The organism is Rhizobium gallicum bv. gallicum R602sp (assembly GCF_000816845.1).
GTDB classification, from domain to species: Bacteria; Pseudomonadota; Alphaproteobacteria; order Rhizobiales; family Rhizobiaceae; genus Rhizobium; species Rhizobium gallicum.
In genome coordinates, this window is record NZ_CP006877.1 from 3863592 (window position 1) to 3879190 (window position 15599).

At 60.0% G+C, this 15599-nt stretch carries 15 protein-coding genes; 1 reads left to right on the top strand and 14 read right to left on the bottom strand.

Annotated features, from left to right (window positions below; all coding sequences use genetic code 11):
• Positions 1 to 9 precede the first annotated feature (9 nt).
• The 12 genes from odhB to sdhC all read right to left on the bottom strand — a co-directional run bounded on the left by odhB (position 10) and on the right by sdhC (position 13737).
• Positions 10 to 1272, bottom strand: a complete 1263-nt coding sequence (gene odhB, locus RGR602_RS18885; protein WP_039846352.1) for a 2-oxoglutarate dehydrogenase complex dihydrolipoyllysine-residue succinyltransferase — start codon at positions 1270 to 1272, stop codon at positions 10 to 12.
• Positions 1273 to 1301: 29 nt separating this feature from the next.
• Positions 1302 to 1619, bottom strand: coding sequence for a YciI family protein (locus tag RGR602_RS18890; protein WP_039846353.1), 318 nt, complete (start codon positions 1617 to 1619; stop codon positions 1302 to 1304).
• Positions 1620 to 1631: 12 nt separating this feature from the next.
• Positions 1632 to 4616, bottom strand: coding sequence for a 2-oxoglutarate dehydrogenase E1 component (locus RGR602_RS18895; RefSeq protein ID WP_039847028.1), 2985 nt, complete (start codon positions 4614 to 4616; stop codon positions 1632 to 1634).
• A gap of 168 nt (positions 4617 to 4784) precedes the next feature.
• A complete protein-coding gene (gene sucD, locus RGR602_RS18900) occupies positions 4785 to 5690 on the bottom strand; it encodes a succinate--CoA ligase subunit alpha (RefSeq protein ID WP_039846354.1) in 906 nt (301 codons plus the stop codon).
• 3 nt (positions 5691 to 5693) lie between these two features.
• Positions 5694 to 6890, bottom strand: coding sequence for an ADP-forming succinate--CoA ligase subunit beta (sucC, locus tag RGR602_RS18905; RefSeq protein WP_039846355.1), 1197 nt, complete (start codon positions 6888 to 6890; stop codon positions 5694 to 5696).
• Positions 6891 to 6909: 19 nt separating this feature from the next.
• Positions 6910 to 7872 (bottom strand): malate dehydrogenase, encoded by a 963-nt coding sequence (gene mdh, locus RGR602_RS18910; protein WP_022717411.1) that lies wholly within the window; start codon positions 7870 to 7872, stop codon positions 6910 to 6912.
• Positions 7873 to 8050: 178 nt separating this feature from the next.
• A complete protein-coding gene (gene zapE / locus RGR602_RS18915) occupies positions 8051 to 9214 on the bottom strand; it encodes a cell division protein ZapE (protein ID WP_039846356.1) in 1164 nt (387 codons plus the stop codon).
• A 48-nt stretch (positions 9215 to 9262) separates the two neighbouring features.
• Positions 9263 to 9769 (bottom strand): protease inhibitor Inh/omp19 family protein, encoded by a 507-nt coding sequence (locus tag RGR602_RS18920; RefSeq protein WP_039847029.1) that lies wholly within the window; start codon positions 9767 to 9769, stop codon positions 9263 to 9265.
• Between the two features lie 297 nt (positions 9770 to 10066).
• Positions 10067 to 10846, bottom strand: a complete 780-nt coding sequence (locus RGR602_RS18925) for a succinate dehydrogenase iron-sulfur subunit (RefSeq protein WP_039846357.1) — start codon at positions 10844 to 10846, stop codon at positions 10067 to 10069.
• A 255-nt stretch (positions 10847 to 11101) separates the two neighbouring features.
• Entirely contained in the window at positions 11102 to 12943 is a 1842-nt protein-coding gene (sdhA, locus tag RGR602_RS18930; RefSeq protein WP_039846358.1) for a succinate dehydrogenase flavoprotein subunit, read from the bottom strand.
• 7 nt (positions 12944 to 12950) lie between these two features.
• Positions 12951 to 13331, bottom strand: a complete 381-nt coding sequence (gene sdhD, locus RGR602_RS18935; RefSeq protein ID WP_039846359.1) for a succinate dehydrogenase, hydrophobic membrane anchor protein — start codon at positions 13329 to 13331, stop codon at positions 12951 to 12953.
• A gap of 10 nt (positions 13332 to 13341) precedes the next feature.
• Positions 13342 to 13737 (bottom strand): succinate dehydrogenase, cytochrome b556 subunit, encoded by a 396-nt coding sequence (gene sdhC / locus RGR602_RS18940; protein WP_039846360.1) that lies wholly within the window; start codon positions 13735 to 13737, stop codon positions 13342 to 13344.
• Between the two features lie 310 nt (positions 13738 to 14047).
• Here sdhC and RGR602_RS18945 point away from each other — a divergent pair, with 310 nt between their 5' ends.
• On the top strand, positions 14048 to 14524 hold the full coding sequence (locus RGR602_RS18945) for a hypothetical protein (protein ID WP_039846361.1): 477 nt from the start codon (positions 14048 to 14050) through the stop codon (positions 14522 to 14524).
• Here the strand turns inward: RGR602_RS18945 and RGR602_RS18950 are convergent.
• Complete coding sequence (locus RGR602_RS18950; protein WP_039846362.1) at positions 14514 to 15161, bottom strand: class I SAM-dependent methyltransferase; 648 nt, start codon at positions 15159 to 15161, stop codon at positions 14514 to 14516. The two genes, RGR602_RS18945 and RGR602_RS18950, sit on opposite strands and share 11 nt — an antisense overlap.
• Positions 15162 to 15166: 5 nt before the next feature.
• On the bottom strand, positions 15167 to 15598 hold the full coding sequence (locus RGR602_RS18955) for an EVE domain-containing protein (RefSeq protein WP_039846363.1): 432 nt from the start codon (positions 15596 to 15598) through the stop codon (positions 15167 to 15169).
• Position 15599: the final 1 nt, after the last annotated feature.

Consider the following 15599-nt stretch of genomic DNA (forward strand, 5'->3'; position numbering starts at 1 on the left):
ATCATTCTCTTAGAGATCGAGAACCAGACGCTCGGGATCTTCCAGGCTTTCCTTGACGCGGACGAGGAAGGTCACGGCTTCCTTACCGTCGACGATGCGGTGATCGTAGGAGAGTGCCAGATACATCATCGGACGGATGACGATCTGGCCGCCGACAACGACCGGACGCTCCTGGATCTTGTGCATGCCGAGAATGCCCGACTGCGGCGCATTGAGGATCGGCGAGGACATCAGCGAACCATAGACGCCGCCATTGGTGATCGTGAAGGTGCCGCCCTGCATGTCGGCCATCGAGAGCGTGCCGTCGCGTGCAGCCTTGGCGAGACGGCCAAGGTCTTTCTCGATCTCGGCAATCGACATCTGGTCGGCATCGCGGATGATCGGAACGACCAGGCCCTTGTCCGTGCCGACAGCCATGCCGATGTGGCAGTAGTTCTTGTAGATGATGTCGGTGCCATCGATCTCGGCGTTGACGGCCGGCAGTTCCTTCAGGGCGTGGGTCACAGCCTTGGTGAAGAAGCCCATGAAGCCGAGTTTGACGCCATGCTTCTTTTCGAAGACGTCTTTGTACTTGGCGCGCAGGTCCATGACTGCCTTCATGTCCACCTCGTTGTACGTGGTGAGCATGGCCGCGGTGTTCTGCGCATCCTTGAGGCGCTTGGCAATCGTCTGGCGCAGGCGCGTCATCTTCACGCGCTCCTCGCGGCCGGCGTCCTCAACGGTCGATGGGCCGCGGACGGCAGCGGGAGCGGCAGGCGCAGCAGCCGGGGCGGAAAGGCCCTTGGCGACGGCAGCGATCACATCGCCCTTCAGCACCTGGCCACGCTTGCCACTGCCTTCGACCTGATCGGCCGAGAGATTGTTCTCAGCGAGCATCTTGGCGGCAGCCGGCGCCGCCGGCATGGTGGAAGCCGGGGCCGGGGCGGAAGCAACCGGTGCCGCAGCGGCAGCAGCCGGAGCTGCAGGTGTTGCCTGGGCGGGAGCAGCGACGGCCGGCTCGGCAGCCTTTGCGGGAGCGGCAGCCGGAGCTGCAGCGCCTGCGGCGATCTGGCCGAGCAGAGCGCCGAGGCCCACGGTTTCGCCGGCCTGGGCAACGATTTCGGACAACGTGCCGGAGGTCGGTGCCGGTACTTCGATGGTCACCTTGTCGGTTTCAAGCTCTAGAATCGGCTCATCGGCCTTGATGGCGTCGCCAACCTTCTTGAACCAGGTGCCGACGGTTGCCTCGCTGACGGATTCACCGAGAGTTGGAACGCGGATTTCTGTGGCCATTGTTCAAATCCTGATTTGCTTGTTTTCGTTTATTCGTTTCCGGCAGAAGACGGCCGGAGAATGATCGAGGGCATTGGCAAAATTTCGAAGTGGAAACCGAAACTGGAGCGGACGATCGGATCGGCATCGGCAAGCGCCTTTGCGGCCTCCCGATCCTCGACTGAGACGACCGCCATGCCCCAGGCGCCTTCGCCCTCGAAGACGGGGCCGACAGCAATTGCCGATCCCGCTTCTGCGTTGTGGCGCCAATATTCGGCATGCCGTTCCATCGCAGCCATTTCCTCCCCGGTCGCGTCGTTCGGAAAGCGGGAACGAGGCGGCACAAGTCTCAAGAAGAAATATGCCATCGCCCCAACTCCTCAGCCGCCCAGCGCATCCTCAAGGAATGCAGCGAGCTGCGACAGATGCTTGGACATCAGGCCCGTTGCCGGGGAAGCGGCAGCCGGACGTCCGGTGTAACGGACGCGCTGATACTTCGCATCGATATGGGCAAGAACCCACTCGAGATACGGATCGATGAACGACCATGCGCCCATGTTCTTCGGCTCTTCCTGGCACCAGACCATTTCCGCATTGCGGAAGCGGGAGAGCTCGTTGATGAGCGCCTTGGCCGGGAACGGGTAGAGCTGCTCGACGCGCAGCAGATAGACATCGTCGATACCGCGCTTTTCGCGCTCTTCCAGAAGATCATAATAGACCTTGCCGGAGCACATGACGACGCGGCGGATCTTGTTGTCTTTCTGCAGCTTGATCGGTCCGTCCTTGACGACCTCTGCATCGTCCCAGAGGAGGCGGTGGAAGGAGGATTCGCCGGCCATCTCTGCGAGGCTCGAAACCGCCCGCTTGTGGCGCAGCAACGACTTCGGCGTCATCAGGACCAGCGGCTTGCGGAAGTCGCGCTTCAACTGACGGCGCAGGATATGGAAGTAGTTCGCCGGGGTCGTCACGTTGGCAACCTGCATGTTGTCTTCCGCACAAAGCTGCAGGAAGCGTTCCAGGCGGGCCGAAGAGTGTTCCGGACCCTGACCTTCGTAACCATGCGGCAGCAGGCAGACGAGACCCGACATGCGCAGCCACTTGCGTTCGCCCGACGAAATGAATTGGTCGAAGACGACCTGCGCACCGTTTGCGAAGTCGCCGAACTGCGCTTCCCAGAGCGTGAGCGCGTTCGGGCGCGCCAGCGAATAGCCGTATTCGAAGCCGAGAACGGCCTCTTCGGAGAGCATCGAGTTGATGACCTCGTAGCGGGCCTGCGTCGGCGACAGGTTGGCGAGCGGGATATAACGCGCTTCGGTCTCCTGATCGTAAAGGACCGAATGGCGCTGCGAGAAAGTGCCGCGTTCGCAATCCTGACCCGAAAGACGGATCTTATGGCCTTCGAGGCAGAGTGCACCAAAAGCGAGCGCCTCGCCCATGGCCCAGTCGATGCCTTCGCCCGTCTGGATCATGTTGGCCCGGTTTTCCATGAAGCGCTGGATCGTGCGGTGCGCGTTGAAGCCCGCCGGCACTTCCGAGAGCTTGCGGCCGATCTCCTTCAATTGTTTCATCGGTACGGCCGTCTTGCCACGGCGCTGTTCGTCGGCGTTATCGGCCGTGCGCAGACCAGACCATTCGCCGTCCAGCCAGTCGGCCTTGTTCGGCTTGTAGGACTGCCCGGCCTCGAACTCCTGCTCGAGATGAGCGCGCCAGTCGGCCTTCATCTTCTCGACTTCGCCTTCGGTCAGCAGGCCTTGCGCAACAAGACGCTCGGCGTAAAGCTGGAACACCGTCTTGTGGCCTCGGATCACCTTGTACATCTTCGGCTGGGTGAAGGACGGTTCGTCGCCTTCGTTGTGGCCGTAGCGGCGATAGCAGAACATGTCTATCACGACCGGCTTGTGGAACTTCATGCGGAACTCGGTCGCGATTTTCGCGGCGTAGACCACAGCTTCCGGATCGTCGCCATTGACGTGGAAGATCGGGGCCTCGATCATCTTGGCAACGTCGGACGGATAGGGCGACGAACGGGAGAAGGCCGGGTTCGTCGTAAAGCCGATCTGGTTGTTGATGATGACATGCATCGTTCCGGCGACACGGTGGCCGCGAAGACCCGAAAGGCCTAGAATTTCAGCGATGACGCCCTGGCCCGCGAAAGCCGCATCGCCGTGGATCAGCAACGGCAGAATCTTGGCGCGCTCGGAGAGCGGAATGACATCGCCTTCCCATACGGTAGCACTCATGTCCTGCTTGGCGCGCGCCTTGCCCATGACGACGGGGTCGACGATTTCAAGGTGGGAAGGGTTTGCCGTCAGCGAAACGTGAACCTTGTTGCCGTCGAATTCGCGGTCGGAAGATGCACCGAGATGGTACTTCACGTCGCCTGAACCTTCGACCTCGTCGGGCGCATAGGAACCACCCTTGAACTCATGGAAGATGGCGCGATGCGGCTTTCCCATCACTTGGCTGAGCACGTTCAAGCGGCCGCGATGCGCCATGCCGAACACGGCTTCCCTCAGGCCGAGGTGCCCGCCACGCTTCAGGATCTGCTCAAGAGCCGGGATCAGTGATTCACCGCCATCGAGGCCGAAGCGCTTGGTGCCCTTGAACTTGACGTCGAGGAACTGCTCATAGCCTTCCGCTTCGACGAGCTTGGCAAGGATCGCCTTCTTGCCTTCCGGCGTGAACGCAACGCCCTTGTCCGGCCCTTCGATGCGTTCCTGAATCCAGGCCTTCTCTTCCGGATTGGACATGTGCATGAACTCGACGCCGAGAGTCGAGCAATAGGTTCGCTCGAGGATCTCGATCATCTGCGGAATGGTCGCGTATTCGAGACCGAGCACGTTGTCGATGAAGATCTTGCGATCGTAGTCGGCCGCGCTGAAGCCGTAGGCTTCCGGCGACAGTTCCTTGTAGTCTTCGACCGGTGCTGCGATGCCTAGCGGATCGAGCTTGGCATGCAGATGGCCGCGCATGCGATAGGCGCGGATCATCATGATGGCACGAACGGAGTCGCGCGTCGCCTGGAGGATGTCAGCGCCGTCGGTCGGCTTGCCGGCAGCTTCGGCCTTTGCCTTCACCTTGGTTTCGATGACCTTCTCGACCGTACCCCAATCACCGTCGAGCGCAGATACAAGATCGCCGCCGGCCTGAATCGGCCAGTTCTTCTTGCGCCAGGAAGCGCCCTTGGCCGCCTTCTTCACATCGTTCGGATCGTCTTCCAGCGCCTTGAAGAAAGTCCGCCACTGATCGTCGACCGATGATGGATCCTCTTCGTAGCTTGCATAGAGCTGCTCGATATAGGCAGCATTGGCGCCATCCAGAAACGAGGTGATCTGAAACTGCTCGTTGGCTTCTTGCCGTGCCATGGTTTTACGCGGACGCTTTCCGCCCGCCTCCTGACTTTTGATGAATTTGCCGGCTCTACCCGGCTGCCGCATTCGAATTTGCCGCCTGTCCGCGGCACACCTGCTGTCGAAAACCTGGGGCCGGGCGCAAGCGCAGGTGCTTTCTTCCGCCCGGATATATAAGTTGGCTTAGCCCTTGAGGACTTCAACCAGCGTCTTGCCGAGGCGAGCCGGAGACGGCGACACGGTGATGCCGGCCGCTTCCATAGCCGCGATCTTGTCTTCCGCGCCGCCCTTGCCGCCGGAAATCACGGCGCCGGCATGGCCCATGGTGCGGCCGGGAGGTGCCGTTCGCCCGGCGATGAAGCCGACCATCGGCTTCTTGCGTCCACGCTTGGCTTCGTCCTTGAGGAACTGAGCCGCGTCTTCTTCAGCCGATCCGCCGATTTCGCCGATCATGATGATCGACTTGGTTTCGTCGTCGGCAAGGAACATCTCGAGTACGTCGATGAACTCGGTGCCCTTGACCGGGTCGCCGCCGATGCCGACTGCCGTCGTTTGGCCGAGACCTTCATTCGAGGTCTGGAAGACAGCTTCATAGGTCAGCGTGCCGGAGCGCGAGAGAACGCCGACCGAACCCTTTTTGAAGATGGAGCCCGGCATGATGCCGATCTTGCATTCCTCAGGCGTCAGGACACCCGGGCAGTTCGGACCGATCAGTCGCGACTTCGACTTGTCGAGCTTGGACTTGACCTTGATCATGTCTTCGACCGGAATGCCTTCCGTGATGCAGATAATGAGCGAAATTTCCGCCTCGATCGCCTCGATGATCGCCTCGGCGGCGCCGGCCGGTGGCACATAGATCACCGATGCGTCGGCACCGGTCCTTTCCTTGCCCTCGGCGACGGAGGCAAAGATCGGCAGATGTGCTTCGCCTTCGAGCGACCCCCATGTCTCGCCACCCTTCTTCGGATGGATGCCGCCGACCATCTTGGTGCCGTAATAGGCAAGCGCCTGCTCGGTGTGGAAAGTGCCGGTCTTGCCGGTCAGCCCCTGGACGAGGACCTTGGTGTCTTTATTGACGAGAATGGACATGCCTTAGTTCCCTTTCACAGCAGCGACGATCTTCTTCGCCGCGTCGTCAAGATCGTCGGCAGGGATCACGTTCAGCCCGCTCTCTCGTATGATTTTCTTGCCGAGTTCTACATTGGTGCCCTCGAGACGGACGACGAGCGGCACCTGGAGGCCTACGTCCTTCACCGCCGCGATCACGCCTTCGGCGATGACGTCGCAGCGCATGATGCCGCCGAAGATATTGACCAGGATGCCCTTCACGGCCGGATCGGCAGTGATGATCTTGAACGCCGCGGTGACCTTTTCCTTCGACGCACCGCCGCCGACATCGAGGAAGTTCGCAGGCTCGGCGCCGTAGAGCTTGATGATGTCCATGGTCGCCATGGCAAGGCCCGCCCCATTGACCATGCAGCCGATATTGCCGTCGAGGGCAACGTAGGCAAGGTCGTATTTGGAGGCTTCGATTTCCTTCTCGTCTTCTTCCGTTTTGTCGCGCAGAGCGACGATGTCTTCGTGACGGAAGAGCGCGTTGCCGTCGAAGGATACCTTGGCGTCGAGGACGCGCAGGCGACCGTTCTTCATGACGATCAGCGGATTGACTTCGAGCAGGCTCATGTCCTTTTCGACGAAAGCCTTGTAGAGGATCGGGAACAGCGTGTCTCCATCCTTGCGGGCTTCGCCTTGGAGATTGAGCGCATCCGCAAGCTTCTTGCTGTCTTCGGCCGTTACGCCCTTAACGGGGTCGATAGCGACGGTGATGATCTTCTCGGGCGTGTCGTGCGCAACGGTCTCGATGTCCATGCCGCCTTCCGTCGAAACGACGAAGGCAACCTGGCCGACGGAACGGTCGACGAGAATTGAGAGATAGAGTTCGCGGTCGATATCGGCGCCGTCTTCGATGTAGAGGCGGTTGACCTGCTTGCCGGCCGGGCCGGTCTGCTTGGTGACCAGCGTATTGCCGAGCATTTCCTTGGCATTGGCGACGACTTCGTCGATCGACTTCGCAAGGCGAACGCCACCTTTGGCTTCCGGCGAGAGTTCCTTGAATTTACCCTTGCCGCGGCCGCCGGCGTGTATCTGGCTTTTCACGACGTAGAGCGGACCCGGCAATTCTTTTGCCGCAGCCTCGGCTTCGTCGGCCTTGAAGATGGCCACACCTTCAGCGACCGGTGCGCCATAGCTCTTCAGCAGAGCCTTGGCCTGATATTCATGAATGTTCATGGGTTTATTCCTGTTTTGATTACTTCAGCGCGGGCGCGATGTTGATGCAGGCTTCGCACAGGCCGGCGACGGCGCCGACCGACTTGTCGAAGGCTTCCTTCTCGGCCTTGTTGAGGTCGATCTCGATGACGCGCTCGACGCCGCCGGCACCGATAACTGTCGGAACGCCGACATACATGTCCTTGACGCCGTACTGGCCGGAGAGATGCGCCGCGCAGGGCAGAACGCGCTTCTTGTCCTTGAGGTAGGCCTCGGCCATCTCGATTGCCGAGGCTGCCGGAGCGTAGTAGGCCGATCCGGTCTTCAGGAGGCCGACGATTTCGGCACCGCCGTCACGGGTGCGCTGGATGATTTCCTCGAGCCGTTCCTTGGTGACCCAACCCATGGTGATGAGGTCGGTGAGCGGAATGCCGGCAACGGTGGAGTAGCGAGCAAGCGGCACCATCGTGTCGCCGTGGCCGCCGAGAACGAAAGCAGTGACGTCCTGAACGGAAACGTTGAATTCCTTGGCGAGGAAGAGGCGAAAGCGCGAGCTATCGAGAACACCCGCCATGCCGACGACCTTGTTGGCCGGAAGGCCGGAAAACTTCTGCAGCGCCCAAACCATGGCGTCGAGCGGATTGGTGATGCAGATGACGAAAGCGTTCGGGGCATATTTCTTGATGCCGGCGCCGACCTGCTCCATGACCTTGAGGTTGATGCCGAGAAGGTCGTCGCGGCTCATGCCTGGCTTGCGCGGAACGCCGGCGGTGACGATGCAGACGTCTGCGCCTTCGATCGCAGAATAGTCGCTGGCACCCGTCAGATTGGCATCAAAGCCTTCGACCGGGGACGACTGGGCGATATCGAGGCCCTTGCCCTGTGGAATGCCGTCGGCGATGTCGAAGAGAACGATGTCGCCGAGCTCTTTCAGGCCGGCGAGATGCGCCAGCGTGCCACCAATCATGCCAGAACCGATAAGTGCGATCTTGTTACGCGCCATTTCGCTGTTTCCTTTGCGATCAAAATCAGGCGGGCGGCGCGTCCGGGGCGTCGTCCAATGACGCAATCGCATAGCCCTAAAGCCAAATAATGGCAACGTGTTATTTTTGGATCAGCAATTTCAATCGTTTAGATACAAAATATCTTACGTAAACGTAAGATATTTTGTTGCGAAACTGTTACTCGGCGGCGTGTTTTTTATGGTGCATCGCGAGATATTCCGCGCTACGCATCTCAAAAAGGCGCGATGCGGTGCGATCGAATTCGAAGCCTTCCGTCCCGCGCCGTTCGATCAGTAAATCTTCCGGCATTGCCGCAGCCGACGCATGAAGGCGAACGCCGTGGTCGTAGAGCGTGTCGACAAGAATGATGAAACGCTTCGCCTGGTTCCGCTTGTCCGGACCGAGCATCGGGATGCGATCGACAAAGATCGTATCGAAACGCTTGGCGATCGCGAGAAAATCAGCAGCACCGAGCGGCTTCTCGCAAAGATCGGCAAAGGAAAAGCGCGCCATGCGATCGACTGCGAGCGGCACATGGATCGATCGACCTTTCATCGGGATATCGAAAGGCTGCGCCTTGCGCCCGTCCAGCGCCTGCGCCCAGGACGCGTCCATGGCCATATCCGTCCGCTCGTCGATCGGCGTCAGATAGACCGGCTGGCTGTTCAGCTTCTCCATCCGGTAATCCGTCGGGGAGTCGAGCGTCACGACCTCGACATTCTTCCTGAGGAGACCGATGAAAGGCAAGAAGAGACCGCGATTGAGGCCGTCCTTGTAGAGATTGTCGGGCTCGACATTCGAGGTCGCGATGAGCACGCAGCCACGCGCAAAAAGCTCGGAGAACAGCCGCGAGAGGATCATCGCATCAGCGATGTCCGTCACCGTAAACTCATCGAAGCAGAGAAGTTCGGCCTCCTGGTAAAGTGCGGCAGCCACGGGCGGCACGGGATCGGCCTGCTTTATCTCGCCGTTCTTCAGCTTGAGCCGGTGCGCGGCGATGCGGTTGTGAACATCGGCCATGAATTCGTGGAAGTGCGCACGGCGTTTCTTCGAACAGGGCGCCATGCGGTAGAAGATATCCATCAGCATCGTCTTGCCGCGCCCGACGCTGCCGTGAATATAGAGTCCCTTGATGCCTTCGCTCGCCTTTTTCTTCGAAGCGAAGAGCCAGCCGAGCGAGCTCGATTTAGCGGCCGGGCGGCGGCGCTTCAGTTCAAGAAGCACCCGATCGAGGCTTTTTGCCACATCCATCTGTGCTGAATCGATCTGGAGAGCGCCGGAGGCCGTCAGCGATTTCAAGTGCTCGCTGACGCTCGAAGTGTAGTCGGGGATAGGCTGCATGAGGAAGAGTCCGCCTACGCGTCGTCGGCGGGGTGGCCGCCGGTTATCTTACCGGCTGAGGGTGATCGGTTGGCCGGTACTCGTCTGGCCGCTGAAGCTGTTGTCTGCGGTCTTGTAGACGCTGCCGATCTGGTTGCCGCTGCGATCCTTGAGAAGAACCTGCTTGCCGGAGACTTCCCAGGAGCCCATTGCCGTCAGCTCGCCGACGCAGCCGCGCGTGCCGCCGCGTGAGCCGCTACCGAGATTGGTCAGCGTCAGGAACATGTCGCACCTGCCGTTGACGCGCCAGCTGCCGACCATGGATTCCTTGGAGACGTCAAGGGCATTGGACGCCATGGCGCCCGGCTGGCCCGGTTCCGCGGGCGCTCCCGTCGGAGCGGCGGGAAACTGCGAGGCGCCTGCCGGTGGCGGAAGCTGTCCGCCCTGGACGGAAGGTACAGGCTGCGCGGTTAGCGGTGCCGGCGAGCTGTAACTCGCATTGTCATATGCCGTGCGCTGGCAGCCCGCCAATGACAGAACAACCGCCACACCCGTCATCGCATATCGCAACTGCATCATCATGCTCCCGATTGTCCGCTCTAGCAGCACAGAATTGGTCATCAGACTGATTTTCGAATTAGCGTATTTCACTTTAGTTAATCAAGTCGGCACAGCCATAAATTGCTCGCGACAATACTTATGCCGGAAATGGAGCAATTCAACTTGCCTGCCGGAGAACTTCCTGCAGATAGAATTTGTCAGCAAGGTGATGATCTGCACAATCCCTCGCCGGATTCAGACCGGTGCCTGCAAAAATTCGGAAGAATCCGGCGCAGCCTCTGTCTGCGCCGGGCATTTGGCGAGCATCGGCTATCAGAACCGGCGCTCAACCATCATCTTCTTGATCTCGGCAATGGCCTTTGCCGGATTGAGACCCTTAGGGCAGGTCTGCGCACAGTTCATGATCGTGTGGCAGCGGTAAAGCCGGAACGGATCTTCGAGGTCGTCAAGCCGCTCGCCGGTCGCCTCGTCTCTTGAGTCGATCAGCCAGCGATAGGCCTGCAGCAGGACGGCCGGGCCGAGATAGCGGTCGCCGTTCCACCAGTAGCTCGGACAGGAGGTCGAGCAGCAGGCGCAGAGAATGCACTCATAGAGGCCGTCGAGCTTCTGGCGATCCTCGTGGCTCTGCTTCCATTCCTTGGCAGGTGCCGGAGATACGGTCTTCAGCCAGGGTTCGATCGAGCGGTGCTGCGCATAAAAATTCGTCAGGTCCGGAACGAGATCCTTCACCACCGGCAAATGCGGCAATGGATAGATTTTAACCGTGCCCTTGATGTCATCCATGCCCTTGGTGCAGGCAAGCGTGTTCGTGCCGTCGATATTCATCGCGCAGGAACCGCAGATGCCTTCGCGACAGGAACGGCGCAGCGTCAACGTCGGATCGATCTTGTTCTTGATGTAGAGCAGGCCGTCGAGAACCATCGGGCCACAGTCGTCGACATCGATATAGAAGGTGTCGATCGACGGGTTCTGGTCGTCATCCGGGCTCCAGCGGTAGACGCGAAATTCACGGGTGTTCTTCGCACCCGCCGGCTTCGGCCAGACCTTGCCTTCGCGCATCTGAGAGTTCTTGGGGAGAGCGAGTTCAACCATGATAAAATCCTAGTTTGCCGACAGGAGTCCCCGTTTTCACGCAACCCCTACAACCACCGAAAGCAGCGTTGCGGGCTGCCAGCGACGAGCGAGCACGCTGCGCGGCATTCGCTGTCTTACACACACCGACCCCGTTGCTGACCGCGGCAGTCAAGCCGCCGGGAGCACGCAATTTGGAGCGCTCCGCCGCCATGGCGGGCGAGACGGCCCGCACCGCGGCAATGAACGAAGCTAATCCGAGGTACTTTTCCATCGTCAATACACACGAGCCTTCGGCGCGATCTTGTTGGGATCGATGCCTTCAGAGATGAGCTCGGTATGAACCGGACGGTAATCGAGCTTCACCTCGCCGGCATTGCTGACCCAGGCAAGCGTGTGCTTGCGCCAGTTGACGTCGTCGCGGCCGGCGTATGCGCCTTCGGTGTAATCCTCGCGGGCATGCGAACCACGGCTTTCCTTGCGCGCCTCGGCGCCATAGATCGTTGTGATCGCATTCGCCATCAGGTTTTGCAGCTCGAGCGTCTCAACGAGATCGGAATTCCAGATCATCGAACGGTCGGTGACCTTGATGTCCGACATCTCCTGCCAGATCGCGGAAATGCGCCCGCAGCCGGATTCCAGCGACTCCTGGGTGCGGAACACGGCGGCGTCTTCCTGCATGGCGCGCTGCATCTTCTCGCGCAGATGCGCCGTCGGCGTTGCGCCACTGGCGTGGCGAAGACCATCGAAGCGATCCATGATCTTGTCACAGGCAGCTATGTTCAGATGCGGGGTCGGCGCAGCGCGGTCAATGACCTCGCTGGCACGGATTGCCGCAGCGCGGCCGAAAACGACGAGGTCGATCAGTGAGTTCGAGCCGAGGCGGTTCGCGCCATGCACCGAAGCACAGCCCGCTTCGCCGACGGCCATCAACCCGGGGATCACGCGTTCCGGATTGGCGCTGTCGGCGTTGAGCACCTCACCCCAATAGTTCGTCGGAATGCCGCCCATGTTGTAATGGACGGTCGGCAGAACCGGGATCGGCTCGCGCGTCACATCGACGCCGGCAAAAATCTTCGCGCTCTCGGAAATGCCCGGCAGGCGTTCATGCAAAACAGCCGGGTCGAGATGGTCCAGATGCAGGAAAATATGATCCTTGTTCTTGCCGACGCCGCGGCCTTCGCGGATTTCCAACGTCATGCAGCGCGAAACCACGTCGCGCGAGGCAAGATCCTTGGCCGAAGGCGCGTAGCGTTCCATGAAGCGCTCACCTTCGGAGTTGACGAGATAGCCGCCCTCCCCGCGCGCGCCTTCGGTAATCAGACAGCCGGAGCCGTAGATTCCGGTGGGATGGAACTGCACAAATTCCATGTCCTGCAGCGGAAGCCCCGCGCGCGCCACCATGCCGCCGCCGTCGCCGGTGCAGGTATGGGCGGAGGTCGCGGAGAAATAGGCACGGCCGTAGCCGCCGGTCGCCAGCACCACCATTTTCGCCGCGAAGCGATGGATCGAGCCGTCATCGAGGCACCAGGCAACAACGCCAGTACAACGGCTGCCGTCTTCCGACATGATGAGGTCGAGCGCGAAATATTCGACGAAAAACTCGGCGTTGTAGCGCAGCGACTGGCCGTAAAGCGTATGCAGAATGGCGTGGCCGGTGCGGTCGGCAACCGCGCAGGTGCGCTGCACCGGCGGACCTTCGCCGTAGTTCTGCATATGGCCGCCGAATGGGCGCTGATAGATCTTGCCTTCCTCATTACGCGAGAAGGGCACGCCGTAGTGCTCGAGCTCATAGACGGCCTTCGGCGCCTCCATGGCGAGATACTGCATGGCATCGACGTCGCCGAGCCAGTCGGACCCCTTGACCGTGTCGTAGAGGTGCCATTGCCAGCTGTCCGGCGTCATGTTCTGCAGCGAGGCGGCGATGCCGCCCTGGGCCGCGACCGTGTGCGAGCGGGTCGGGAATACTTTGGTGATGCAGGCCGTACGGAAACCCTGTTCGGCCATGCCGAGCGTTGCGCGAAGACCGGCGCCGCCGGCGCCGACAACGATCACGTCATAGGAGTGATCGACAAATTTGTAGGCTTTCCCATTCTGAGCGGGTGAAGTCGGTGCCATGATACGGTTATCCTACGAAAGCAATTTTCAGAATGGCAAAGAGACAGAGGCCTGCGACCGCGATCGCGAAAAACGTGTTCACCATCAGCAGCACGAGCTTGCCGATTTCGCTGTGCACGTAGTCCTCGATGATTGCCTGCATGCCAAGACGCATGTGAATGATGCCTGAAATCACCATCAGTCCCATGATGACTGCCACGAAGGGGTTCGACAGCGCATGCACGACATCGGCATAAGGGGCGCCGGCATAAACGATCATGAAGATCACGAAGAAGACGATGAGCGGGAGGTTGGCGACAGCCGTCAGGCGCTGACGCCAGAAGTGTTCGGTGCCTTCCTTGGCCGAGCCAAGGCCGCGAACTTTACCCAGAGGGGTACGCATATCCATGTGAGCGACCTCAAAAGCGAATGATAAAGCCGATCACCCAGACCAGCACGGTAAGACAGAGCGATCCGATGATGTTGGCGATGGCAAGCTTGGTGGAGAATTCCTTCTCGAAACCATGGCCGAGATCCCACAGCAGGTGGCGCAGGCCGCCGAGCATGTGATGGAGCAGTGCCCAGGTGTAACCAAGCAGGACGGCCTTGCCGATGATGCTGCCGAGCACCCAATTCACCCAGTCGTAATAAGCCTGACCGGTCGCAGCCGCAATCAGCCACCAGGCGATCAGCAGCGTGCCGAAATAAAGAGCCGCCCCTGTGATGCGATGGACGATCGACATGACCATGGTAGGAATTAGTTTATAAACTTGCAAATGCGGCGACAGAGGCCGGTTATTTGTAACATTCGCCATCAGAACCTCGCGGCGTCTTGCGCTCCCGGATTTCGGAGCATTTCGAGGCAACCACAGGAATGACAAATTTGTCTGTGTGCATTGCATCAACGGCGACGTTTAATCACCGAAGCCCCCGACGACAAGCACAATTGCTGTCTGTTTTTAATTTAATCGATTCGCGTTACCGGGAAGTTGCCGGAAATCGAAACTGGTTTTTCCGAATCAAATTTTATGCTGATTTTTCATCGCTCAGTGGACACATAGGTAGTTTTGACGCAAGCTGGCGTTAACGATTTGTTAACGATCGGATTTCCGGAGGTTGCGTCTGATGTTCCAGCGTCTGTCGAAAGTCTTTGCGCTGGTGTTGTGTGCCCTGATTGCGCTTCCTGCCACGGCGGGCGAGCGTGCTGGGCATCATCGTGGCGTGACCCATTGGGCAAACAAGGCCAAGTGGGCAAACAGCGCCAAACCCTGGTTCGGCGCTCATCGTCGTCATCATCGCCACCATGGCCACGGCCATAACCGTTATGTTCGCCTCAAGCATTTCTCGCCGTCATCGAACGGCTACCGCATCCGCAGCACTATCGCCGGATCGCCACAGCGTCTGCGCTATGATTACAATGGCACTTATGCAGGCTCCTATGCTTACGAAACGGAAGGCGGCACCTATTTCGGTGCGGACGGCTATGCACTTTACGGTGCGCCGCAGACCGGATCGCTCGCACCCGGGCCCAAAGTGATCGACGTTGCCGTGCAAGCCGATCCTTGCAGCTACGAGGCCAGCGTCTGCGTCATCAGGCCTTGAACCGCCAGACCGTCGTCTTCTTGTTCTCGCTATCTTCGAGCGCCCGCGTTACCGGCACTTCGTAGATGGCGCAAAACTCCAGGCGCTCCTTTGGCAAATAGGCCCGTCCCGGATCGCCGACCAGAACCTCCTTGCCTTCGCTGGCCAGCCGGTCGAACCACGCAACGAGGGCGTCCGCAAAGACGCGGTCATAGAACACGTCGCCCGCCAGGACGATATCGGCAGGGACAGGCTTGCCTACGAAATCGGCGCCGCTAAAATCAACGGAGATCCCATTGGCAGCAGCATTGAGCCGCACGGCCGTTTCAGCCCATGGATCGATATCCACCGCCTTTACCGCCACCGCACCCGCCATCTTCGCCGCGATCGCGACGATCCCCGAACCTGTTGCGAAGTCGAAAACGCGCTTAGTTCGCACCGTTTCCGGACGATCGAGAATATAACGCGCAAGTCCCTGGCCACCCGCCCAGGCAAAGGCCCAGAACGGCGGCGGCAGGCCGATCTCCGCCAGTTCCTCCTCCGTCTTGAGCCAAAGCTCATGAGCTTCGTTCGCCAGATGCAACCGGATCTCCGGCACATGCGGCGGCGTGATCAGTTTCGTATTGGCGCGGATGAAGATTTCCGGGTCGGTCTTCAATGCGGTCAGCGTGGCGGATTGTCGAGGCCGCCCATGCGGCAGACTTCGAGCCACTCGTCATCTGTCACCGGCTGGACCGAAAGGCGCATCGAGGTTACCAGCGCCATCTTTGAAAGTTTCTCATTCGCCTTGACATCCTTCAGCGTCACCGGCTTGGGCAAATCGCGCACAGCGCGGATATCGACGCAATCCCAGCGATCGTCGCCCTTCGCCGTCGAATCCGGATGCGACAATGCGCAGACCTCGACGATGCCGACGATCTCCAGGCCGTCATTCGAGTGGTAGAAGAAGCCTCTATCGCCGATCTGCATGGCGCGCATGTTATTGCGGGCGAGATAATTGCGGACGCCCGTCCACTCCGTACCTTTCTCGCCTGCGGCCTTCTGCTGCTCCCAAGACCAGGAGGAAGGTTCGGATTTATAGAGCCAATGGGCCATC